We start from the raw sequence: 26,396 nt of genomic DNA, 5'->3' as shown, positions 1-26,396 counted from the left end.
GTGCAAGCGCATAGGAAAATAATTGTCCTCATGTATTATGTAACTTTTTTTAAAGAAGTAATGTAAATAGTTTGCTACTGACTTATATCGGTTCCTTTGGGAAACTGTCAAAGACAACTATATAATAAAACATAGATATTCACTGTTTTAAGAGTTATACATTACTTTAATGGTTAAGTTATGTTAGCATTAAAGCTTCTGAGATATCAAGAAATAGCAATCATATGCATGATTATTGTTGTATTTTATAACTAACTATAGTTAATATTTTACAGCTAGATTGTATTTATAAGAATATTTTTTGTGATTTACTAGAGGAATAATATGATTAAAGATAATCATTCGTGTCCACCAACTAATTTTATTCGGAAAATTATCGACGCAGATTTAGCTGCTGGTAAGCATAAATCAGTGTGTACCCGTTTTCCTCCAGAGCCTAATGGTTATTTACATATTGGTCATGCAAAATCTATTTGCCTAAATTTCGGTATTGCTCAAGATTATAGAGGTAAATGTAATCTACGTTTTGACGATACAAATCCAGTGAAAGAACATTTAGAATATATTAAATCTATAAAGTACGATGTACAATGGCTGGGTTTTAAATGGAGCGGAAAAATTTGTTATTCATCTGATTATTTCGATAAAATATATGAATATGCGTTAGAGTTAATTAGCAAAGGACTAGCATATGTAGATCAATTATCTCCAGAAGAAATTCACAATTATCGCGGTACGTTGACACAACCTGGTAAAAATAGCCCTTACCGTAATCAAACTATAGAAGAAAACTTATCTCTATTCTTAAAAATGCGCAATGGAGAATTTCCAGAAGGTAAAGCATGCCTTAGAGCAATCATCGATATGACATCACCATTTATGGTAATGCGAGATCCTGTGTTATATAGAATCAAATTCGTTAATCACCATAAAACTGGTGATAAGTGGTGCATTTATCCTATGTATGATTTTACTCATTGTATCTCTGATGCGTTAGAAGGTATAACTCATTCGTTATGCACACTAGAATTTCAGGATAATAGACGATTATATGATTGGATTCTAGATCACATTACAATTGACGTACATCCCAGGCAGTATGAATTTTCTCGTCTGAATATCGAGTATACGCTTATGTCTAAACGGAAGCTTAATTTGCTAGTAATGAAAAAAATTGTTGATGGTTGGGATGATCCACGTATGCCTACAATTTCAGGTTTACGCCGTCGGGGTTATACAGCAGCCTCTATTCGTGAATTTTGTAACCGTATTCATATAACGAAAAAAGACAATCATGTAGAAATAGCTGCTCTTGAATCTTGTATTCGCGAAGAACTAAATAATAACGCACCGCGTGCTATGGCAATAATTAATCCTATACTGATAGTTATTGAAAGTTTTCCTATTGGATATGAACAAAATATTGTTATGCCTAACCATCCAAATAGGCCAGAAATGGGGATCCGTCAGGTAACTTTTAGTAGAGAAATTTATATTGATCAAGAAGATTTCCGTGAAGAATCTTCTAATAACCAATACAAACGTTTAGTACTTGGTAAAGAAGTACGCTTACGCTATTCTTATGTAATTAAAGCTAAACGTATTGAAAAAAATTCCCAAGGAAAAATTAAAACTATTTTTTGTTGCCATGATCCATATACTTTAAATAAAAATCCTTTGAATGGTCGTAAGATAAAAGGGGTAATCCATTGGGTATCAGCAACAAATAATATCAAAGCTGAGTTTCGTCTTTATAATAGATTATTTAATCATGTTTATCCAACAATAGAAAAAAATTTTCTTTCAACGTTGAATCCTGATTCACTAATAATTCGCTATGGTTTTGTAGAATCTAGTGTATTAGCTAACATAAGTAAACCATTTCAGTTTGAAAGAGAAGGATATTTTTACGCTGATAGCCGATCTGTTAGTACTTCATATCTAGTATTTAATAGAACAGTAAAACTGCGTGATTCTTTAGAATTTAAAAAATATACTTAAAAAAATTTAAATATGTTTATTTCCTAAAATACAGAACAACAAATTTTAATTACCTAAATATTCATCTCTTTACAAACATTTTTTACCCATATTTTAACACGCTCGTCGGTAAGTTCAGGCTGTCTGTTTTCATCAATAGGTAAACCAATAAAGTGATCTTCATCAACAAGTCCTTTAGATTCCTCAAATTTATAACCTATCGTAGGCCAACGACCTACAAATTTGGCACCATTAGGTTCAATAATATTTCGTAAAGTACCCATAGCGTCACAGAAATATTCTGCATAATCTTCTTGATCGCCACAACCGAATAGAGCCACAAGCTTACCGCTAAAATCGATATTTTTTAATGTCGGAAAAAAATCATCCCAATCGCACTGGGCTTCACCGTAATACCAAGTTGGTATACCAAAAAATAAACGATTATATTGTTCTATATCTTCTTTGCGACTATTAATAATATCAAAAATATCAGCAACATTAGTACTCAGTTGCTTCTGAATCATTTGAGCAATATTAGCAGTATTACCCGTATCACTACCAAAAAAAATTCCTATCTTTGCCATTAACAAGCTCCTACAAATATAACAATAATATATACTCATAAATAATGCTACTTTTTTAAAAATAAAGATATATTTTACTGTATGTATTATTATAGTAATGTTTAGATAAAATCATAATTTTTTAAAATTTATCAAAACCATCTTAAAAGTAACAACTTGTAGATCCGCAACTACTAGCAGAACTTAGTTTCAACAAACCAAGGCTGATAGATACTGGAACCCACTATCAATAAATTTTTCTAATGATTATCTAATTTTTAAAAAATGTAAGAATATTATTTGTTTTAAAAATCAAATATGATTGCAAAAATTTTTATTGGCCAATGGTCAAAGGTTCACTGAATACACTGGTTGCTGGACCTACACTCTGCTTATGGAAGCAGGTACGGAGCTCCGTTGGGAACCAATACCTAAGCTACGCGGTAATTTATTATAAATTAACAGAACCCCCCTAATTTTTTAGGGAAGGTTTCTATTCGCTAATAATAATACCATATTTAATTTTGAAACTAAGCAATAAGAAAATTTTTTTATTAAATTCGCCTACAATGTTATATTGAATAAAGAGACACCTGAATCAAAAAAGATAAAGAATCGCATTTCAGTATCTATGATTTTGATTCTACTACTAGTAGAGAAAAATATTCTCTAGTTATTTTAAATAATTAGCTACTATATAATAAATTAGTTACTGTAATTCTATATACATTAGTTTACTTTATTGTTGATGGTTTATTTTACTTCTATACCTTGATATTGTAAATTAGCATGATAGGAGGAACGAACCAAAGGACCGCAAGATGCATGAGTAAAACCCATTGCAAAAGCTTTTTGTTTGATTTCATCAAATTCCTTAGGACTTACATAACGTTTAACGGATAAGTGATTTATGCTAGGTTGTAGATATTGACCAATAGTAAGCATTGTGACTCCATTACGACGTAAATCGTACATAGTATCAAGAATTTCAGTTTTTGTTTCTCCTAATCCTAACATTAATCCCGATTTTGTCGGTAGATGTGGATGAACTGCTTTAAAACGTTCCAGTAATTTTAGTGAACGTTGATAATCGGCTCCAGGACGAACATAACGATAAAGACGTGGCACATTTTCTAAATTGTGGTTAAAAATATTAGGAGGTGTATCGTGGATTATATCTAATGCTAATTCCATACAACGACGAAAGTCAGGAACCAAAGCTTCGATATGAATTGAAGGATTCTTAGCTCTGATAGCGCTAATACAATCAGCAAAATGCTGAGCACCACCGTCTCGCAGGTCATCACGATTTACAGAAGTTATTACAACATAGTGCAAATTCATATCAGCAATAGTTTGCGCTAACTTTTCAGGTTCATGAGAATTATATGGTGCTGGTCTCCCGTGTGTTACATCGCAAAATGGGCAATTTCGTGTGCAAATAGTACCCAAAATCATAAATGTAGCAGTACCAGAGTTAAAACATTCAGCAAGATTGGGGCAAGATGCTTCTTCGCATACTGAGTGCAAATTATTTTTACGCATTATAGCTTTTATACCCTGAATACGGGTTAAGTCAACAGGAATTTTAATTTTCATCCAAGATGGCTTACGTAAAATTTTTTTATTTTCTAACGATTTATTTTTTTCAGTACTTGATTCTTTTGATTTAGTATCATCATCTTTACTATTAAATTTTATTTTAATCGATTTTCTCATAAGAGTATAAGTCCATACTTAAATTTTTTATAAGTTATAAATAATAATTCAATCATTTTATTACTTTAATATAAAAGTATTTCTTAAATTACGCTGTATATTGAAGGATCCCAGCTCTCTATCTCTACTAAAGGAGAGTCTGATTCTAGCCTACCTAGACATTCATTCAATAATATAGGTACTATTTCTTCTACGCTGGTATTAGGAACAATATCTGTTACTTGAGTCATAGAAAGTCCAAAATATCCACAGGGGTTAATACGCAGAAAAGGTGATAAATCCATAGATACATTTAGTGCCAGACCGTGTAAAGTACATCCTTTTCGGATACGTAACCCTAAAGAACAAATTTTTTGTACTCCAACATAAACACCAGGTGCATTGGTACGAGCATAAGCATCAATAGAAAAGCGCGCTAAAGTAGCTATTACCGTTTTCTCTAACAAATTGATTAGATTGCGTACTAATAGTTTCCTACGGCGCAAGTCTAGCAGAACATAAACTATTTGTTGTCCTGGTGCATGAAAGGTTATATGCCCCCCGCGATCACTTTTAATAACTGGAATAACTCCAGGTTGACGCAAATGATTAGCATTACCTGCATGTCCTTGAGTAAATACTGGAAGATGTTGTACTAGCCATATTTCGTCGTCACTAATTTTATTACGTTTATCTGTAAATCGGTGCATGGCTAACCACACACGCTTATAAGGCTGAATACCAAGTTGTCTAATAATTATAATTATTATCCTGATTCTGTCTGTATATCACTATTTATCCTAGCTTCTCATACAAAGTTTCTATTTACTACAAAAGTAATAGAAATTATTTTTATCTTTGCTGTTAATTTTAATATTTAAATAACGATATTTTAAAAATAAGGTAAGTAGAGTAACAGTAACTAATTAAGTGTCTTTTTAATTCTTCTTGAAAAGAAAAGCGTATTTTTAATATTATTATTTAATTTTTGTTAATCTGTTAAATAAAATATTTATCTTTATATATATTGATTGATATTACTAAACCAAAAATTAAAACTATCATAATATAACTACACTATAAATAAAGCTGCATCACTCCAATAATCCTTAGTTTTTATCCTACTAAGAGTACCCCGCCAGACAAATTAGTAATTTCTTCAACATCTGGTACGTATTTATTACTCGATATCTCTGATATATTATGCATTAAAAAACTTATAAGGGTACAAGGAAAAATATAGCTAGTAATATGGCTTCGGGATTTTTTCTTAATTATTGTACACTAAAAAGTAACCACACAACTAACTATATTACCAATAAACAATTCTAGATACTTTTATCTAGATAATTGAGCTTCAGGTACAGCATAATATTAGTATTAAAGCATTCAAATCAGACCAAACATAGTTGTTATAATCTTGCTTTATCGAGATTTCTATTTTAGCAGCTAGCGCAATTGCATTTCTTAGTTGTAGCATAGTAAAACGTCCTACTGCTTGATTCAAAAGTAATTTTCGTTTATACCATATTTTGTAATTTTTGAGCATGTCTCTAGAAAAAGCAGTAGTGTGTCTTTTAAGTATTAATAATAGCATTATTTCACGCTGGATCCAACGTAATAATATAACCGGATCAGTAGCTTCAAGTTGTAACTGTTGCATAATATGTATAGCACGTTGGCTTTTACCTGCTAATACAGCATCTACTAAATTAAATAAAGTAAAGTGTGAAGCGTCATTTACTGTTATTTCAACCCTTTTAAATGTCATATTACGGTCAGGATAAATAATAACAAGCATTTCTAATGTTTGTACTAGTGCTGGTAAATTTCCTTCATAACAATAACATAAAAGTTTACAAGCGGCATGATCTAGCTTTATATTCATGCTATTAGCACGTTTCATCACCCAATTTGGTAGTTGCGATTGTTCAGGAGTAATACAGCTTACCAATACAGCAATTGATTTAAAAGCATTGAACCAAGCGCTCTTTTCTAAGGTACTGGTTAGATTAGTACCCCGTATAATAAGTAGCAAATCGTCATGCAGCAGTGACGATAACTGTAACAAATTATCTTCTATTTCATATTTTATGCTTCCTTCTTGAAGAATAAGCAGTAAAACCTGACGACTACTAAATAAGCTGCGTGCCTTACATAAATTGAATATCGAATACCAATCAGTATTCGCGTCTAGTATTATGTTAAAACGTTCATTGAACTGTTGCTTTCTAGCCATGCTACAAATTTGATCCTGGCTTTCTCGTAATAGAAGCGGTTCATTACCAAACAACAAATAACAGGAACTTAATGATTCCTGTAGCTGCACATTTAACTGTTCAGCATACAAACGTATTATAGCACTACTCGCTGCTTTATAAGCAAAAGAAAAATAAAAGTAATTTTAATCATAATTCAGCTATTGTTTAAATTTTGTATGTAAATATTTATTTATCTATTTAGCTAATACTGTTAAAACATCATGTAATGATCATTGTTACAATAAAAAAAATAATAAAAATATTTCTGCGATATCGTAGAAATATCCATTTAACTTACGACAATATTAAGTAATTTACCTGGTATATAAATAACCTTACTAATTTTTGTACCTGCGATATATTTTGCTACCATCTCTTCTTGATAAGCATGCTCACATACTCTAGTTTCATCTGCATCTACAGGAAAAATCATTTTCCCCCGTAGCTTTCCGTTAACTTGAATTACTATCAGCTTAGCATCTTCAACTAGAGCGGTTTTATCAGCTACCGGCCATTGTGCGTTATCAATATCACCTTCTCCTCCTAGTGCTCGCCAAATAATAAAGCACGTATGAGGTATAAAAGGATAAAGCATTCGTACTACTGCCATTAATGATTCATGCATAAGGGCATAATCCTGCTCAGTATGTTGGTCCATATGTATTAACTTATTTATCAGTTCCATAATAGCAGCAATTGCAGTATTAAATGTCTGACGACGATCAATATCATCAGTAACTTTAGCTATAGTTTTATGTACTTCACGACGTAGGGTCTTTTGACTTTTATTTAAAGACATTAGATTCAAAGATCTGAATAATCCTATATGTTGCTTATGTTCATAAGCTAGTTTCCAGAAGCGTTTTATGAATCTGTTAGATCCTTCAATTCCTGATTTTTGCCATTCTAGCGTCATTTCTGCTGGAGAGGCAAACATCATAAAAAGTCGTACGGTATCAGCACCATATTTTTCAACTATTTCTTTAGGGTTAATACCATTATTTTTTGATTTAGACATTTTACTCATACCGGCATATACTAGATTATGTCCTAAAAAATCTGTTGCTTTAATTATGCGACCTTTTTTATCACGTTCAATATTTATCTTTAGAGGTGATACCCATACGCGTTCACCGTTATCAGCTATATAATAGAATGCATCAGCCAAAACCATACCCTGACAAAGCAATCTTTTAGCTGGCTCATCAGAAATAACCATCCCCGCATCACGCAGTAGCTTATGATAAAAACGAAAATACATTAAATGCATAACCGCGTGTTCAATACCACCAATATATTGATCTACAGGTAACCAATAGTTGGCAGCAGTAGAATCTAACATGCCTAGTTTATAACTAGGACATGTATAACGCGCATAATACCATGAAGATTCCATAAAGGTATCAAAAGTATCTGTTTCCCGCAGAGCAGGTTTTCCCTGATAAGTTGTCCTAACCCAATTAGTATCTGATTTTAAAGTATTAGAAATTCCGTCTATCATCAAGTATTCTGGTAGTATAACTGGAAGTTGATCTTCAGGAGTGGGAACAATAGTACCGTTTTCAAGTGTCATCATAGGAATAGGTGTCCCCCAGTAACGCTGTCTAGAAACTCCCCAATCATGCAATCGATAGTTTATTTTGCGTTTACCAATATTGCGTGACATCAGTGCATCAGAAATTGCTCTAGATCCTGTTTTAAAGTCTAGACCATCGAATTCTCCAGAATTAAACAATACTCCTTTTTTTGTCATGGCCTTGATACTGATATCTGGTTTACTTCCATCAGCATTGAGAATAACTGGCTTAATCGGTAAATTATATTTATGTGCAAATTCAAAATCTCGTTGATCATGTCCTGGCACGGCCATGATAGCGTTAGTACCGTAATCTAATACAAAATTAGCAACCCATACTGGTAATATCTCTTCATTCAATGGATGCCGAACGAAAAATCCAGTTTCCATTCCTATTTTTTCCATTGTAACAACATCTACTTCTAACACTATTGTCGTACGTAATTTATGGATAAAATCTGCTAATGCGGAATTAGTTGTTGCTGCTTGCAACGATAGAGGATGACCAGCACTTATAGCTATATAGGTAACACCCATTAAAGTATCTTGACGGGTAGTATATATAGTTAACTTTTCTTCGCTATCTATGACCTGAAATGTAATCTCTATCCCTTCTGAACGACCTATCCAGTTACGTTGCATAGTTTTAACTTGCTCGAACCAACCATCTAATTTATCTAAAGATTGTAGTAATTCATCTGCATAAGCAGTAATTTTTAGAAACCACTGTGAAATTTCTTTCCGTTCAACCTTGGTATCACAACGCCAACAGCAGCCTTCAATAACTTGTTCATTAGCAAGTACTGTCTTATCTTGTGGACACCAGTTAACAGCAGCCTTCTTTTTATATACTAGACCTTTTTTATATAAATAAATAAAAAACCATTGTTCCCAACGGTAATATTCTGGGCTACATGTAGTAATCTCGCGGCTCCAATCATAACTGAATCCTAACAATTTTAGTTGTTTTTTCATATTATTGATATTAGTGGAAGTCCAAAGCGATGGTGCAATCTTATTTTTTAGTGCAGCACTTTCAGCAGGTAGACCAAATGCATCCCACCCTATGGGATGCAGAACATTTTTTCCTAACATGCGCTGATATCTAGCTATTACATCGCCGATAGTATAATTACGCACATGTCCCATATGTAAGGATCCAGAAGGATATGGAAGCATAGAAAGACAGTAATATTTTTCTTTTTTAAGATCTTCAATAACTCTAAAAGTATTATTTTTATGCCAATATTGTTGGACAGTGGATTCTATCTCTTCTGGACAATAAATTTCTTGCATAATAGATAGTATTCCTTAACGGAACTGAAATATAATAACAATTGAAAATTGTAATATTTTTATTAAGTATACTATATCTTTAGCACATAACTTTATGAAAAAGTATACAATTTTTACATATTTCCAGTAATAAAATGTTAATGCTTAATAATATCGTCTCCTAGCTATTCTATTACTAGGTAGACTATAGAAGGAGTACTCAAATGTTTATATAATGTGATAAATCTACATTTTATTCATTATTAATTATTTATCAAGCCTATTTTAAAAATCATTTTGATTAATTTTGTTGTATATAATAATTTGCAGAATATAGATCTTTACTTGATACCACTCACTACAACGAGTACAGTGGTAATTAAAGTTCAGCGCGAAGCATGGAATATTTATTACTAGAAAAAAATAAACGATTTATTATAACGTAAGTACGTAAAAAAAATGTGTATTTTATTTTAAGAAGTCCATCTAATTATGTTAGTAAAAACTAAGAAAATACTATCAGTATAGTCACTATACTAACTACCATTTAGCAGCCAGCAGCAAGACAAGTATGAAGTGTCGACAAGCAAAAATTAGTAAGTAGCTAGAAAACATACACAAAATACGATACTTAAAAGCAGCTGAAATGCTAATGTAAATTGCATATTATTTTTTATGTAATATAAACAAATGTCTTACTATACTTAAAAAGTTACAGTAATTAGATTATAAAACCTTTTAAAGATGATAACTATCAAAAATAAAATAGTTATTTTTGAAGTATAAAATAAATACAATAAATTAAAAATTTTTATCTTTTAAATAAGGATCTGGGTAACCTAATTTTTGCATTATTTTTTTTTCTAGTGATTCCATCACTATTGCTTCTTTTTCTAAAAGATGATTATACCCTAGTAAATGTAGAGAACCATGAATAACTATATGTGCCCAATGAGCTTTTATTTTTTTTTTTTGTTTTTGCGCTTCACTTTCAACTATCTGACGGCAGATAACTAAATCACCTAAAAATGGGAAATTTATTTCTTTTAAAGGAGATTCAAATTTAAAAGAGAGAACGTTTGTGGGTCTATTTTTGCCACAGTAAGTAATATTGAGTTTATGAATTTCTTTTTTATTTACTAACCGTATAGTCACCTCAGATTCATAGTCGTCGCGAAAAAGCAATAAGGCACCTTGTAACCAACGTATAAAATCTATTTTTTCTGGTAGACCGTTTGCCTTATCACAGGCTAGTTGTAAGTTAAGTATAACTTTACTCATAATTTTTTAGGCTAACATTATTCATGCATTTTAGTAATATATTATATTAATATATGATACTACAAAACGCATTTATGAATGCAAATATATACCTACATATAAATTAAGAACTAATATTATAGATATAATCATTTATTACTGGGGTACCAGGATTCGAACCTGGGAATCCCGGAATCAGAATCCGGTGCCTTACCACTTGGCTATACCCCATATGGTGGCTACGACAGGAATCGAACCTGTGACACCAGCATTATGAGTGCTGTGCTCTAACCAACTGAGCTACGTAGCCCCGTAAAAATTTACAATAAAATAATAGCTGGGGTACCAGGATTCGAACCTGGGCGTAGCGGGATCAAAACCCGATGCCTTACCACTTGGCTATACCCCATTAATTTATATGATAGTGCGGGAGGCGAGATTTGAACTCGCATACTTTACAGCGCCAGAACCTAAATCTGGTGCGTCTACCAATTTCGCCACTCCCGCAAATATCTAGTATCTATATATGATATTTTACTCTATTCTAGTTACTAAATTAACTAGAATATATTTACAGGCATATATTTATTATTTTATTATAATTACTAATTTTAGTAAACCATTATATATTTAAATATATATCCAACATATACTTTTTCTTCTAAAAGAAAGAAAAAAATAGAAAAATAGTTTCTATTAAGCGATTGGCTGTAATCCAACTACATGCTCATTTTTTTCAGTACGTATAAGAATAACACCTTTAGTTTTGCGACCTACGATACTTACCTCTGATACCCTAGTACGTACTAAAGTACCAGCGTCAGTGATAATCATAATCTGATTGCAGTCATCCACTTGCACTGCTCCTACTACTTCACCATTGCGTTTATTAACCTTAATAGATATTACTCCATAAGTAGCACGAGATTTAATAGGATACTCTTCTTGTGCGGTGCGTTTACCGTATCCATACTGTGTAACTGTTAATATGGATCTTTTTCCGCGTGGTACAATAAGAGATACAACTCGATCATGTTCAATTAAATTGATACCCCGTATACCAGTTGCGGTTCTTCCCATGCTACGCACTTGATTTTCAGGAAAACGAACGACTTTCCCGTAAGCGGTAAATAACATAATATCGTTGCTACCGTCTGTTATATCGACACCTATTAAGTTATCTCCATCATTTAGATTAATAGCAATAATACCAGAGCTACGTGGGCGACTAAAATCAATAAGGGCCGTTTTTTTCACAATCCCGCTAGTTGTTGCCATAAATACATAATGTCCTTCTTCATATTTACGTACTGGTAAAATAGCAGTAATACGTTCGTTAGACTCCAAAGGTAAAAGGTTAATTATCGGACGTCCTCTGGCCCCACGGCTAGCTTCTGGTAACTGATAAACTTTCATCCAGTACATTCGTCCATAACTAGAGAATAATAGGATAGTATCGTGAGTATTTGTTACCAACAGGCGATCAATAAAATCCTCTTCTTTAATACTTGCAGCTGATTTTCCTTTACCACCACGTCGTTGTGTTTCATAATCAGTAATCGGTTGATATTTAATATATCCCTGATAAGATAAAGTAACTACTACATCTTCTTTGTTAATTAAATTATCGACATTAATATCATTATTATTATCAAGTATTTTGGTACGTCGTTTATCTTTATATTGTTCTTTTATAAAAAGAAATTCTTTGCGAATTATTTCCATTAGTAGATCTGAATTCTGTAAAATAAGATTAAGTTCTGCTATTTTATTCAAAATATCATTGTATTCATTAATTATATTTTTATATTCTATACTTGTTAATTTTTGCAAGCGAAGAGCCAAAATGGCTTCTGATTGTTGCTCAGTTAAGTAATAGAGACTGTCATTAATATTGTACTGTAGCTCCATCCAAGTAGATTTTTCTATATCTACACCTGCATTCTTTAAAATGGAGTAGATAGTATTCTGCGACCATGAGTGTGCCATAAGTACCATTTTGGCTTCTAATGGCGTTTTAGTACTGCGAATAAGCTCTATAATATGATCAATATCTGTTAAAATGAGTATTAGAGCTTCTAGAATATGAGAACGCTCACGAGCTTTGCGTAGTTCAAAAATTGTGCGGCGAGTAACTACTTCGCGACGATGACATATAAATGCAGATAAAATTTCTTTCAGAGATAGGACTTTTGGTTGCCTTTTATGCAGTGCTACCATATTAATCCCGAACGATATTTGTAACTGTGTTAACGAGTAAAGATTCTGGAGTACTACTTCTCCTACAGAATCTCGTTTAATTTTAATAACGATACGCATACCGTCTTTATCTGATTCATCACACAAACCACTAATTCCATCAATGCGCTTTTCTTTTACTAGATCAGCGATATTCTTAATAAGGCGTGCTTTATTTACTTGATAGGGAAGTTCATGTACAATAATATTTTCACGTCCATTCTTAGAATTTTTTTCTACATTGGTACGAGCTTGAATAGATATTTTACCGCGACCCGTGCGGTAAGCATCTTCTATACCGCGTTTACCATTAATAATAGCTGCAGTAGGAAAATCTGGCCCTGGTATATGTTCCATTAATTCTTTGACGCTGATATTCTCATTATCAATATAAGCTAAACAGCCGTCGACAATTTCTGCTAAGTTATGCGGAGGAATATTAGTAGCCATACCTACTGCAATTCCAGAAGAACCATTAACAAGTAAGTTAAGTATTCTAGTAGGCATAACATCTGGAATGTTCTCAGTATTATCATAATTAGGTACATAATCTACTGTTTCTTTTTCAAGATCGGCTAAAAATTCGTGTGCTATTTTTGTCAAGCGTACTTCTGTATAGCGCATTGCTGCAGCAGAATCACCGTCCACAGAACCAAAATTTCCTTGACCATCCACTAACATATAACGCAATGAGAACGACTGTGCCATCCGCACGATAGTATCATAAACAGCCGTATCTCCATGGGGATGATATTTACCAATAACATCACCAACAACGCGTGCCGATTTTTTATAAGGTTTATTCCAATCATTACCAAGGACACTCATAGCAAAAAGTACTCTACGGTGTACTGGTTTAAGTCCATCACGTACATCAGGTAATGCACGTCCTATTATTACAGACATAGCATAATCTAAATAAGAACGTTTAAGCTCTTCTTCAAGATTTACTGGGGTAATTTTTGGTGTCAATTCACTCATGGAGCGGTTATCTCTCTAGTTACTACTTAAATGTAGCTATTCTACTCGTATTTAAAGGTAGACAAATATAACATGTTAAAAGGCGTAAGAAAATAAGCTTATTGCCTCTTAATCAACTAATTGCACTACTACCTAATTATAAAAAACTGTCTATATTAGTAGGAATTATACTGACTTAATTTTAAGTTTTTAAATTTTTTATATTTAATAACATTTTAAATGTTTACTTTTTTTAGTAAAGATAAGTTAATTAATCATCGTAATATTTAGTACCGTATTTAAAATTAAAAGATATGAATCTTGCCAGCATAAGATAAACCAGTAATATTATTACATATATTATTATTAAATACTATTTAAGTTTGAAAAACTATTCTCCAAATATTTTTTGTTACCTTCAACTTACAAAAAATCTTCAATAAGATGCCAAATTTTATTGAAAATACTGTTTTACTTAAATTAACAAAACAAAATTTAATTAAAGCTAATTTCTAGAGAAATAATGTATCTTGAATTTTCACTGTAATGCCGAAGGCCGGATTTGAACCGGCATACCAGAAGGTGGTTGATTTTGAGTCAACTGCGTTTACCAATTTCGCCACTTCGGCTCTTTATAAAAATGGAATTTGATTCATTAAATAAATGATAATATTTTTAATATATTTAATGCAATACTAATTGTGCCCTGACAACTAAATTAATAAATAATATCATAAAATGAATTATTTTTTAAAATATTTACTATCAGTATTTTTTATATTTTTTCAAAAAATTAACTATAGCTATTTTGATGCATAAAAAAAAAGTTAATATACATTCGTGAAATATCTATAATAACTTGTAACCTAACATAAAAGTTGTTAATACTATTAAACTAAAATAAAATATACTATGAAGCTAGTGCTCGGAATTGAATATAATGGTAGTGCGTATTACGGCTGGCAACGTCAAAAAGAAGTACCTAGCGTGCAGGCCTGTCTTGAACGTGCTCTTTCAAAGGTTGCTAATGAACTTATCACTGTTTACTGTGCTGGACGTACAGATACAGGTGTACATGCTATTGGACAAGTTGTCCATTTTGATACTCAAGCGTTTCGGTCAGAGGCAGCATGGACGTTTGGAGTTAATGCCAATTTACCCAATGATATTGCTGTTCGTTGGGTTAAACAGGTAGATGATGATTTTCATGCACGTTTTAGCGCTATTTCTAGACGCTACCGTTATGTTATTTATAATTATCACCTACGCCCCGCGTTATTAACATATAGAATAACCTGTTATTCACATCCTCTTGATGTTACATCTATGGCACGCGCAGGACAATTTTTGCTAGGTGAAAATGATTTCACTTCTTTTTGTACTAAAGATTGCCAGTCTCGTACTTCCTGGCGCCATGTGCACCATTTATATGTAATTCGACATGGGCAATATATCATATTTGATATTAAAGCTAATGCTTTTCTTCATCATATGGTTCGTAATATTGTAGGTAGCCTACTAGAAGTTGGATGTGGAAACCGATCTGAAAGTTGGATCTACGAACTTCTTACATCCCGTGACCCAACCAAGGCCGGCGCTACTAGTAAAGCAGAAGGTCTTTACTTGATAGAAGTAACTTATCCATCACATTTCTTGTTACCTAAATCTACATCTGGATCATTATTAATGATATAGTGATTGGTTTCAAAATTTCTCTTTCTTATTACATTTTTATGCAACTAGAATTAGTAATTAGTATCTGAATGCAACAGCAAGTATAGTAACAAGCTATTCATCTTAATTTGTTACTTTTTAATTATTAGTAATAGAGTAATAATTTTTTAAGTAGTAGGTAGGATAGTTAGCCTATCAATAAGACCGCTATGCCTTATCGTTTTATTTTTTATTATATACTGCAATACTTTGTCAGTAGCATATATAGATAACTTAGTGCGCGCGCGTGTTACCGCAGTATAGAGTAACTCTCGTGTCAATACGGACCATATTTTATCTGGCAACACTATAGCTATATGTTGGAATTCTGATCCTTGAGATTTATGGATTGTCATCGCAAACGCTGTCTCATGTTCTGGAAGTCTACTTAGAGGTACTGCTTTAATCTTTCCATTAGGAAGAGAAAAATATACGCGCCGCTTCTGTTTATCATCCAAAAGTAAGATACCAATATCACCATTATAAAGTTCTAAAGATGGTGCATTACATAATATCATAACAGGACGGCCTGTATAGCAATGAATAGAATTATCTATAGTTAGTAATCCAGATTGCATTAATTTTTGCTCAATGCGAGCATTTATACCTGATACTCCAAAAGGTCCTTCACGTAGTGCACATAAAATACGGAACCGGTGAAAAGCATCTAAAATTGCCGCAGGCATAGCATAGTTATGCAATAGTTGTAAATATTCTTTATAACTATCAATGCAATCATTTAGCATATTTTGATATGCTGTTTTATCACATAACAAGGTATAATCAATATCTTTAATTTTAATATTGTTTAATATTGCAAACACGTTATCAGCGTTACCATATTTTATCGCATTAGCTATCCTGTTAATGCCAGAGTCTTCATGAAAGCGATAACTTTTATGTAACAAACATATACTATCAGAAATAGCATAGTTGTTAACAATACTTGTTTCTGCTGGTAGTTTAAATCCCGTTATACGTGCTATTTTAGCGCGACACACAGAACTATATCCAGTTTCCAAACTACATAAATCTCTTAATACTGAACCTGCATCTACCGATGATAACTGGCAACTATCACCTATAAAAATAACCCTTGCTTGCGGTGGCAGCGCCGCAATTACATTAGCTATCATCGGTAAATCGACCATAGATGCTTCATCAATTATCAGAATATCTACATTAATTTTATTATGGCAGTGATAATACATTCTCTGGCTATTAGGCCTAATACCAAGCAAACGGTGCAACGTTACCGCTTTATGAGATAAAATATCTTTTTTATATTTATCCATTACTAAATTATTTATCTCTAGATTGAGAGATTCACTCATACGTGCTGCTGCTTTTCCAGTAGGAGCTGCCATCATTATACGCAAATGCATGCCTTCATTTAACTGTAAGAATACTGCTAGCAGTTTTGCTATTAAAGAAGTTTTACCAGTTCCAGGTCCTCCAGATATAAAAGCTATTGGATGCGTTATGGCAATTGCTGTGGCAATTTTTTGCCAATTTATTTCATTGCTATCTATATCTATAGGAAAGTAACGTGCTAGTACTGAGGCTATTATATCTTCATTATTCTCTACCAGAGTTCGTCGCTGTCTATTAAAAAATTTTGCTACTGTACATTCATATTGCCACATACGTTGCAAATAAAGACACTTATTTTCTAGTATCAATGGAGTGGGATATGAACCATCGCCAACTGCTGGTTCTTCCAACAACTTTTGGTGCCATTCTTTTAAGGAAAGACTACCGGCTCGTAGCCAAGCTTTATGAGCTAACTGCGGCATATGACCTTCAAATAGATATGATGGAGTTAATAATGAAAGTGGTAAACAAACATGGCCCACTCCTGTATTCGCACTCAAACAGGCACTTGCTAGCATTAGTGCTGATTGTGTAGGTTTAGTTGCTAATAAACGGGCAAACTGTACGTCTAATGGTCGTAATAAATGAAACTGTTGTGCTTGAAAAAGAATATTTTCCATTTTCGTTATTACGTTAACCTCTTTACTCTGTAAGTTTCCGTTTATTTTTAGTAAATAAAGTATCTAGTCCTTCAATTAGGGATATATCTGGACGGCAGTAAAAAATACCATTACCTGGATGTTCTGTATCAATCCCCCGTAAAAATAGATAATATACTCCACCAAAATTACGGTTATAATCATAACTAGCTAGACGATGGCGCAAAAATCGATGCAGCGCTAGAGTATAAATTTGATATTGAAGCTCATAGCGATTAGCAATTATTACTTTTTCCATCATAGGTCTGGTATAAGCAGAGCTATCTGTTCCTAACCAATTAGATTTATAATCTAGCAGATAATAGCGATTTTTCCAACGGAAAATTAGGTCAATAAAACCTTTTAGCATTCCCTTTATTTGATGAAAATCTAGAGGAGGACAAAGCGCCGAAAGCGGATCATAGGATTTACATACTAAATCCATATCATGAGATCGTATTAAATTATCTATAGGTAAATAAAATTTCATTTCAATATTTCGGTTATCAGAAGAGATATTTTTTAGAGAAAGAGATATACCGTCTAGAGGCATAGTAATAATTTTTTCTATCCAGTGTATTAGAACAGATAGCCAAACAGAGTCGATGCCTTTTTGTAATAATTGATCACTTATCCATTGAGAATATAAATTTTTGTTTAAATCGAGTATTTTTTCAAATAAACTATGCAAAAAAGTCCCGGAAAACGCGCCCCGTGGAAAGGTATGCGGAGTTAACTGTAATATTTCTTGTTTTCCTATGCTAGATTCTACAATATCTACGTCAAAATTAGGTAATAACTCCATTGCTACAGGTTGTTTACTATTTTTTTGTTGTAAACCAGAATAACTAGTTACTCTCCAGGGATCTGATACTAGTTCAGGCAAGCTATGAGTACTCAGCGGTAGTGTAAACTCTACAGAAGTAACAATAGGTTTCACCGACATAGTCGGTAATACATTGCAAAGCGTAATATCACCATTAGAAGCTGATATCAACGATGATAATTGTTTATTTAAATAATCTTCATCTCCTGGTTTATTTTTCTGAATAAGGTAACCAAGTGCGCTTAAATGTAAATCACTGATGTTTTTTTTTCTATAGTTACTGTAAGGAGCTATTCCTATACTACAATGATAGATAGAGCGCGTTAATGCTACGTACAGCATACGTAAATCTTCAGCTAGCCTCTCTTCTTCTGCAAAACGTAAACTTTCTCGTGAAGCACTTAGATCTAAACAAGCACGATAAGTATCGCGATCATGAAATAAAGGACTATTTTGAACTTTAAAAACAGCAGCGAACGGTAAGAATACCAACGGGAACTCTAAACCTTTTGATTTATGTACGGTAATTATTTTTACTAGATTATGATCACTTTCTATTCTCAATTGCTGATTTTCTGTGGGCAAATTAGGAGATTCTATTTTTAGAGATAGCCAACGAACTAGAGAATATTCATTCTCTAATTGCATCGATGCTTCCTGCAGTAGTTCTCCAAGATGCAATAAGTCAGTAAGACGACGTTTACCTCCTTGAATTGCTAATAGATTTTCTGCAATATTATATTTTATCATTATCTGCCGCAACATTGCTTGTATACAATTATGTTGCCAACACTGCCGATAACTAGTAAATTCTTCAACTAGCTGCTCCCAAGAAGATTCATCATTATTTAATGCATAGATATCGGCTGCATTAAATCCCAGAAGGTTAGTAACCAGAGCGCAGCGTAGCACAGTATCTTTATTCGGAGTTAACACGGCCTGCAATATACATTGTAGTTCCTGTGCCTCAGAAGTTTCAAAAACACTGAATTTATTAGATAAATATACCGACGGTATCCTCAGTGCCGAGAGTGCTTTACTAACTAATGCGGCCTCGTGACTGTTACGTACTAACACAGTCATATCAGAAGCTTGTAATAACTGACGACCACAATGTCCTTCTAACCAAGCTTCTCCTTCATTTGATGCAGAAAGCCAATTGCAAATAGTAGCAGCACACTGGCGTGCCATACAATGTTTATATTCTGTTAATCCGATGCTACCAGTAAGCCAAAAACACATTGCCGATTGAGGCTTACGATGTATTATTAACTGTAATATATCATTACTCTTAGCGGCTCTTACTGGAAAAAAAGGAATATCACTGAAAATAAATGGCTCTGGCATTCTTTTAAATAAATTATTTACTGCATTTACTATACCTGGTGCGGAACGCCAGTTAGTATCAAGAGTATAATGAGCATTTATTTCACGCCTAGCACGCATATAAGTAAAAATATCTGCACCTCTAAACGCATATATTGCCTGTTTAGGATCGCCTATTAGTACTAAACTACAATCTATCTGACCGCTATAAATACGAGAAAATATACGATACTGCTGTGGATCGGTATCCTGAAATTCATCAATCATAGCTACTAAATAGCGTTTACGCACTGACTCTGCTAATAATTCACCGCTGCTACCCTCCAATGCTTTATCCATACAATTAATAAGATCGTCAAAACCTATTTCTTTTCTTCTGTTTTTTTCTTTAGCTAATGCTAAGCGCATCTCTTTTAGAGCCATAACTAAAATAAGTTCGCGAAGCGAACTATTTTGCTTATAAAATGCTTCTACTGTAGCAAACAACTTATATTGATGTAGATCGCTGTCGTTAGTTTTTTTTGTAAAACACGAAATTTTGAACCTTTTTAATTCATTAGGGACCTGATAATCAATTGTTTGTTGGGATGACCAGCGGTTAATTTTATCTAACCAAAAATTTAAATTGTGGTTGCTATATACTCGACGATCTAATTTATGTTTGTAAATAATATTCTTTATCTTCGATGCTATATCGCGCCATTGTTGCTTTATATTATTAATACTGGTAATAATACGCTCATGCTGTACTAAAATAGATTCATTTTTTATATCAAGCTGGTTACATAATAACGGTGGTTCTCCTTGCAGATAAGGCAATATTTCTGTTAATAATTCAGCTGGACCTTTCCAATAATTATGCACAATACGCGCAATATTCATGGGCAACTGATAGCAGTGACGGCGCCAAAAATCAGCACTTACCTGTTGGTGCAAAAAAGATTCATCTTTTATCAAAGTTTGCTTCAACAACATACCAGAATCAACATCATTTAGCATACGTTGGCAAAAACCATGAATAGTATAAATGGCTGCTTTATCTATCTGCCGCTCTGCAGCCAATAAATGTAATACAGCAAGACGCCGATCATTTATCTGATCTAATATAACAGAGAGCAGCGTATTCTCGCTCTTACCACGTATGCAGGCAAGCCGTAACTGTTGAATATTTTCACGAATGCGACATCTAAGTTCTTCAGTTGCAGATTCGGTAAATGTAACTACTAGTATTTCTTCTACATTTAAAATACGAGGATATGTTTTATTTCCACCTATTCCTAGTAGCAAACGTAAGTAAAGCGCTATCAGCGTATAGGTTTTTCCTGTACCTGCAGAGGCTTCAATTAGAAGTGTACCTTGCAGTTGCAAAGTTAAAAAGTTACAGCTCTGAATGGTCATAAATTAAGAATATTATTCATTTTATTAGATATTTAACTTAATTACTAGATTATATCTAGTTTTATCAACGATTAAAGATCGTAAAAATAGATTATAAAAAATACATAAATTTTTATTAAGAGAATTTTAGTATCACAGAATTGAAGAGACTTAGTAGTTAAATAGAGACTTTAAAGTCTCTTTTTATGATATTTTTTAGTATCTGTTATTGATTAATTAAGAGCCATATTAAACTTAAAAATGGGTAATAAATATAATTCAGCAGCTGATATAATTAGCTCAATATGTTGTTCATTTAGTTGACGTATTAAATGTTGTAGATAAGGATCTTTATTTTCTCCAAATAAATGTGCATTTCCTTTCCAAGCATTGATAAGTTTCTTACGAGCTAGCTGTTGTGTTTTTTCTTCTCTATCTATACTTTTCGTTATCTTATTATAACAGTGGCTTAACCATGCTCCTCCAGCTATGGGTAATAATAATAGTGGCAACATCATGCCATTACAGTAGCCTGAAATAAATGATTTTAAAAAATGTTTTGCTTGAAAAACAGGCAATGGTGCGAAATGCCATTCTCCACAAGTGCCTAATATTCGGCTCTCTCCTTTACCATCCATAGCGCAGTAGGTTAGATGTTCTAACCATAACAGTAGTCCATCTCGTACCGATAGCGTACCTGGACGCCATCGTAATAAACCATTAGCCTGTACTTGAAGTTTTCCAGAAAGTGTAACATTATCAAAATTTAAATGAATATTAACATTCCATCTATCAGGTAAGCGCAATACTTGTATCTTTTCAGATAGTGTTGCCATTTGTTTACACTGTCTATCCCAGTATATTTTTCCAAAAGCGCCATGAGGCAACAATCCAGAGGAGCTAACCTTACGAAATAAAATATGGGTACTTTCTCTGTTAAGAATAGTATTTAATATTTGTTTATTAACTTGATAGTTAGTGATATTATCTATGATAAAAGGTTCTTCTTCCGGTAGTTTTTTCATCGATGTCTGATGGAAAGATACCGCTAAACGCTGTATAAACCAGGTACGTACTGGATGGCGATAAAATCGTAACAGTTCATCCAATGATAGCGATAGTGTCTCTAATGAAAACGTATCGCAGGACATAGATGTAAACGAATTAATAAATTCAAATTGCGGATTCCCTTTATCAAGAGCAGCAGCATTAGCAGCTGGTAACCACTCACTAGCAAAGCTTTGTATTTTACTTCCAGGAAAAAAATTTTCTGGTGCGAAAGGCATACGACTATGCCACTGACAAAGATGTTTACGTACACTGCTAATGTCATCATTAACGTACTCCTCTCCTGGTAGATAAAAACTATGTGCAATATAATCTATTAGCTCATTTACTAGAACAGATGGATAGCGAAGTCTATTATCCTGAATAGACCGACCAATAAAACTAATATACAGACGCTGCTGTGCTGATAATAATGCTTCAAGAAACATATATTTATCATCATCGTATTGGTTACGATCACCAATTCTTGGTTGCTTTACCATTAGATCAAATCCAGATATCGATAATTGTCTGGGATAAATATCGGAATTCATACCTAATAAACAAACTATCCGAAAAGGAATAGAACGCATTGGTATTAAAGTACAAAAATTAACAGTGCCAGAAAGAAAGCTATGATTAGAAAGCTCTTGATCTAATCTTGTAGTTAATTCATAATGCAATATTGTTACTGGAATCATATTCTGATATTTCATTTTAAAACAACTTTGTAGCATTTGTTGCCACTTATTTTCCAGAAACACGAGTGCTGCTTCAGTTTCTGCATTAGAAACAAAAAAATCTTTTATTATTTTTCTAGCACAACCCAACCAATCTTTTAAATAATGGGATTTAGCCAGCCAGTCTCGCCATTGGCGTAATTGCATCAACAATTCTGCTAACTGTCCGGCGATACAGGCTATTAACCCGCTAGATTCATCGTATGGTAAAATACCCTGCCAATCCCCACTGGCGCTATCCATAGCGTAGCCTAGTAACATCCGATTCAAACCAAATTGCCAAGTATGTTGGCATGTAGTAGGTAGCATTAGTTCGCGCAATGTTTCGTCATCTAATCCCCATCTGATACCAGACTCTGTTACCCAATGGCGCAATAGTTGAAGTTCTTTTTCTTTAATAGAAAAACGTGAAGCTAATGCTGGAACTTCCAAAAATTCTAGAATTTGCTCAGCAGTAAAACGGCTATGAGGTAATTTAAGTAAGTTAAGAAATGTCTGAATAATAGGATGTAAATGCCGCATACTTCTATCAGAAATATTAAAAGGTAAATATCTTTCACTACTAACATTACCAAATACTGCCTTAATAGACGGCATATAAATATCAATATCAGCCATCATAACTATGATGTCTCGCGGACGTATAGTTGGATCTGCTACTATCATAGATAACAAATTATCGTGCAATACTTCAACTTCCCTCTGGATGCTATGACAAACATGTAAGCTCAGTGATTGGTCATTTTTCTGCAATAGTCGTTTCTTATCTATCTTTTTTTCCAAAAGATTATTGCTAATGTTAATTTTAGAGTGGTCTTCAAGTAAGAGTATATCTTTTTGCAGAATACTCAGCAAATTATTGTTTACCGGTTCGACAAATGCCTCTATATCGGCAATACTTTCCATTTGTGCTAAATTGTAAAGATTATCACGTCCCTGCTTTCCCCAGGAAGCCAACAATGGATTACCATGTTCCTCTTCTGTATCATTGAATAGTGAATTTACATATTTATTATTCAGTAACAGTGTTTGCTCTACATTTTTTTTACGATAATACTTTTGTTGGTGCAATAGCTGAGATATAGAATCGCTATCGTTGCTACCCCACCAGTAAGAGCGGCAAGGATTAATAAAAAACATGTGAATGTCGATATAGCTGTTACCTAATGCCTGCAGTACCTGTAAATATATTGGAGGAATAGAAGAAATACCACAGATAAATATTCTTTCTGGAATACCTGGTGGTCTATTTAAACTTGTCTCTAGAGTATGGATAAATAGCTTATAGCTATTAGCTCGATGCCATAACGGGTATCCTAACCTTTGTGTTTCCTCGATTAACTCCCGCCATAGAGGGGCCTGCCATAGTTGTGCTTTTCCTAGATCATCGATTAATTTTCCTTTTTGCCAACTATCTAACCAATCAGGGCGGTATACTAGATATTTATCAAATAAATCTGCTACACGAGTCGCAAATTGAAAAATTTTTAGTGGATCTTCATTATCACGCAGATATTCATTTAGAAAATAATGTTCTTGATGTAATTTTGGCAAAATATCCATTAATCTCCATACCATAGAAGTTTTTATAAAGACACTATCTTCAGGAAAATTGGTGATTATCAGTGTATACATTTGCCATATAAAACGATCCAGAAATAAAAATTCTATATTAGCAGCTATACCGAAATGTGTAGCTAATTCCATCTGTAACCACTGTTCCATTCCGGTACTTTGTACCAAAATTATTTCTGATTGGAATGGATTTAACAGTGGCTTACTTGCAATCAATGTAGCAGCTAAAGTTTTAAGTAAATCTAATTGATTTGAATGATAAACGGTAAACATAAACTTTTTGTTAAAAACTATTTTGGTAAAGCGTATATTGTTACTATTAACAGCAATTTTAAAATTACTAATGTTAATATTTTTATAAACAATAATTAAAGATAACAATAATTTCGTAAAAATAAAAAAATTTTATCTACATAAATCCGTATCAGTATAAGAAAACTATACTTAAGTTAAAAATAACCTGCTATAGTTTTTAGTACCAACAAATTTTATCTATCACCAATTTACATCATTATTATTCCATTAATTATTCTTTATTACTATAATTATAATCTTGTACAGAAAACGACACTATGGTTTTTTGTAATAGCATTACATTACTATTCTGGAAAATTCTTTCATTACTTTACGGTAAACATCACGTTTAAAGTAAATAATTTTACGTACTGGATACCAAAAATTTACCCAACGCCAACAGTCAAATTCAGGTATTCCCCCAATTTGCATATTAATATCTGTATCAGAACATACAAGCTGTAACAAAAACCATTTTTGCTTCTGACCAATACACACTGGATTCAGATTCCAACGTACTAATCTTTTTGGAAGGTTATAATATAGCCAGTTATGCGTCGAAGCTAAAATACGTACATCTTTGTGACTTAAACCCATTTCCTCAAATAGTTCTCTATACATTGCTTGCTCAGCGGTCTCACAATCATTAATGCCTCCCTGTGGAAATTGCCAAGAATGATGTCCGTATCTCTTAGCCCATAATACTTGTTTGTCAAAATTACATATTACAATACCAACATTTTGTCGGTAACCATCACCATCAATCACTATACTATCTCTATTATATAATAGGTAAGTTTTTTTATTTGTTTACAATTAACTACAAAAGTTTATCAATTTTGTAATAAAAAAATTATTTTTAATAAATAGTTTTTTTATATTATTTATAATAAATAAATTGTATACTAATAGTAATATACTAACTTCAATTTAAATATACTAAAATTATAATTTAGGAAGAAAAAAATTAAAAGCTCATTTCATCTAGATCCTCCTAAAGACGAAAAAGACTTGCTAGAAAGAGCTAATTCTTTGTTTGGTTATACACTTGGTGAATTATCTATCTATGCAAAATTAGAAATTCCCCCTAATCTTAAACGTGATAAAGGATGGATTGGCATATTACTAGAGCGCTATTTGGGCGCCAGCGCTAAAAATAAATCTGAACCAGATTTTGCATCCATTGGCATAGAGCTAAAAACTATTCCTATAGATAATAGAAGCAAAATACCATTAGAAACTACTTTTATTTGTGTAGCGCCACTTATTGGTAATAGCGGTGTTACATGGGAAACTAGTTATGTGCGTTATAAATTATCTAGGGTTCTTTGGATTCCGATAGAAGGACAACGAACAATGCCTTTGGCAATGCGACGTATCGGCGCACCACTATTGTGGAATTTAAACTCCAAAGAAGAGTTACATTTAAAAAGTGACTGGGAAGAGCTAATGGATTTGATTGTTTTAGGTAAAGTAGAAACTATTACTGCTCACCACGGTGAGATGCTTCATTTACGGCCTAAAGCTTCTCACGGCAAATCTCTAACTGCAGCTATTGGTAAATTTGGTAAACCTATCCTTACTATCCCACTAGGTTTTTATCTCAGAAAAAAATTTACTGCTAAAATAATAGCGAGATATTATCGATATTTCCTATTATAATTTTAATTAT

The 26,396-nt window shown here is 32.9% G+C and carries 13 protein-coding genes, 5 tRNA genes and 1 pseudogene; 3 read left to right on the top strand and 16 right to left on the bottom strand.

Annotated elements, in window-relative coordinates; translation table 11 throughout:
• Nucleotides 1-324: 324 nt before the first annotated feature.
• Nucleotides 325-2,001 (top strand): glutamine--tRNA ligase, encoded by a 1,677-nt coding sequence (gene glnS / locus A4A67_RS01600; protein WP_067569628.1) that lies wholly within the window; start codon nucleotides 325-327, stop codon nucleotides 1,999-2,001.
• A gap of 53 nt (nucleotides 2,002-2,054) precedes the next feature.
• Here the strand turns inward: glnS and fldA are convergent, their stop codons facing one another.
• From fldA to A4A67_RS01540, 12 genes and pseudogenes are all read right to left on the bottom strand, one after another.
• Entirely contained in the window at nucleotides 2,055-2,567 is a 513-nt protein-coding gene (fldA, locus tag A4A67_RS01595; protein ID WP_067569625.1) for a flavodoxin FldA, read from the bottom strand.
• Between the two features lie 732 nt (nucleotides 2,568-3,299).
• Nucleotides 3,300-4,265 (bottom strand): lipoyl synthase, encoded by a 966-nt coding sequence (gene lipA / locus A4A67_RS01590; RefSeq protein WP_082797671.1) that lies wholly within the window; start codon nucleotides 4,263-4,265, stop codon nucleotides 3,300-3,302.
• Nucleotides 4,266-4,348: 83 nt separating this feature from the next.
• The gene (gene lipB / locus A4A67_RS01585; protein ID WP_067569622.1) at nucleotides 4,349-5,020 is read right to left on the bottom strand and encodes a lipoyl(octanoyl) transferase LipB; all 672 of its coding nucleotides are present in this window, start codon (nucleotides 5,018-5,020) and stop codon (nucleotides 4,349-4,351) included.
• Nucleotides 5,021-5,601: 581 nt separating this feature from the next.
• Complete coding sequence (gene holA, locus A4A67_RS01580) at nucleotides 5,602-6,603, bottom strand: DNA polymerase III subunit delta (RefSeq protein WP_067569619.1); 1,002 nt, start codon at nucleotides 6,601-6,603, stop codon at nucleotides 5,602-5,604.
• Nucleotides 6,604-6,794: 191 nt separating this feature from the next.
• Nucleotides 6,795-9,377, bottom strand: coding sequence for a leucine--tRNA ligase (gene leuS / locus A4A67_RS01575; RefSeq protein ID WP_067569616.1), 2,583 nt, complete (start codon nucleotides 9,375-9,377; stop codon nucleotides 6,795-6,797).
• Nucleotides 9,378-10,157: 780 nt separating this feature from the next.
• Complete coding sequence (gene ybeY / locus A4A67_RS01570; protein ID WP_067569612.1) at nucleotides 10,158-10,637, bottom strand: rRNA maturation RNase YbeY; 480 nt, start codon at nucleotides 10,635-10,637, stop codon at nucleotides 10,158-10,160.
• 138 nt (nucleotides 10,638-10,775) lie between these two features.
• Nucleotides 10,776-10,847 (bottom strand) — tRNA-Gln (locus tag A4A67_RS01565).
• A gap of 2 nt (nucleotides 10,848-10,849) precedes the next feature.
• Nucleotides 10,850-10,926 (bottom strand) — tRNA-Met (locus tag A4A67_RS01560).
• Between the two features lie 27 nt (nucleotides 10,927-10,953).
• Nucleotides 10,954-11,025, bottom strand: a tRNA-Gln gene (locus A4A67_RS01555).
• 16 nt (nucleotides 11,026-11,041) lie between these two features.
• A tRNA-Leu gene (locus tag A4A67_RS01550) sits at nucleotides 11,042-11,123 on the bottom strand.
• Nucleotides 11,124-11,315: 192 nt separating this feature from the next.
• Nucleotides 11,316-13,835 (bottom strand): annotated as a pseudogene (gyrA, locus tag A4A67_RS01545) (DNA topoisomerase (ATP-hydrolyzing) subunit A); the annotation flags it as partial.
• 526 nt (nucleotides 13,836-14,361) lie between these two features.
• Nucleotides 14,362-14,443, bottom strand: a tRNA-Leu gene (locus tag A4A67_RS01540).
• Nucleotides 14,444-14,726: 283 nt separating this feature from the next.
• Between A4A67_RS01540 and truA the strand changes: the two genes are divergently transcribed.
• On the top strand, nucleotides 14,727-15,509 hold the full coding sequence (gene truA, locus A4A67_RS01535) for a tRNA pseudouridine(38-40) synthase TruA (protein WP_067569610.1): 783 nt from the start codon (nucleotides 14,727-14,729) through the stop codon (nucleotides 15,507-15,509).
• Between the two features lie 146 nt (nucleotides 15,510-15,655).
• On the opposite strand, the gene recD is transcribed toward truA, so the two are convergent.
• The 4 genes from recD to rppH form a co-directional block, all read right to left on the bottom strand.
• Nucleotides 15,656-17,521: an exodeoxyribonuclease V subunit alpha gene (gene recD, locus A4A67_RS01530; RefSeq protein WP_067569607.1), complete on the bottom strand. Its 1,866-nt coding sequence runs from the start codon at nucleotides 17,519-17,521 to the stop codon at nucleotides 15,656-15,658.
• Between the two features lie 22 nt (nucleotides 17,522-17,543).
• Nucleotides 17,544-21,089 carry an exodeoxyribonuclease V subunit beta gene (gene recB, locus A4A67_RS01525; protein ID WP_067569604.1) on the bottom strand — a complete coding sequence of 1,182 codons (3,546 nt, stop codon included), beginning with the start codon at nucleotides 21,087-21,089 and terminating at the stop codon, nucleotides 17,544-17,546.
• 212 nt (nucleotides 21,090-21,301) lie between these two features.
• Nucleotides 21,302-24,703 carry an exodeoxyribonuclease V subunit gamma gene (gene recC, locus A4A67_RS01520; RefSeq protein WP_067569675.1) on the bottom strand — a complete coding sequence of 1,134 codons (3,402 nt, stop codon included), beginning with the start codon at nucleotides 24,701-24,703 and terminating at the stop codon, nucleotides 21,302-21,304.
• Nucleotides 24,704-25,021: 318 nt separating this feature from the next.
• A complete protein-coding gene (rppH, locus tag A4A67_RS01515; RefSeq protein WP_067569601.1) occupies nucleotides 25,022-25,492 on the bottom strand; it encodes an RNA pyrophosphohydrolase in 471 nt (156 codons plus the stop codon).
• Between the two features lie 198 nt (nucleotides 25,493-25,690).
• Here rppH and mutH point away from each other — a divergent pair, with 198 nt between their 5' ends.
• Nucleotides 25,691-26,386 (top strand): DNA mismatch repair endonuclease MutH, encoded by a 696-nt coding sequence (gene mutH / locus A4A67_RS01510; RefSeq protein WP_067569598.1) that lies wholly within the window; start codon nucleotides 25,691-25,693, stop codon nucleotides 26,384-26,386.
• Nucleotides 26,387-26,396 lie beyond the last annotated feature (10 nt).

Source organism: Candidatus Mikella endobia, from assembly GCF_900048045.1.
Classification (GTDB): domain Bacteria; phylum Pseudomonadota; class Gammaproteobacteria; order Enterobacterales; family Enterobacteriaceae; genus Mikella; species Mikella endobia.
The sequence above is the reverse complement of the archived record's forward strand: the minus strand, read 5'-3'. Positions and strand labels throughout refer to the sequence as shown.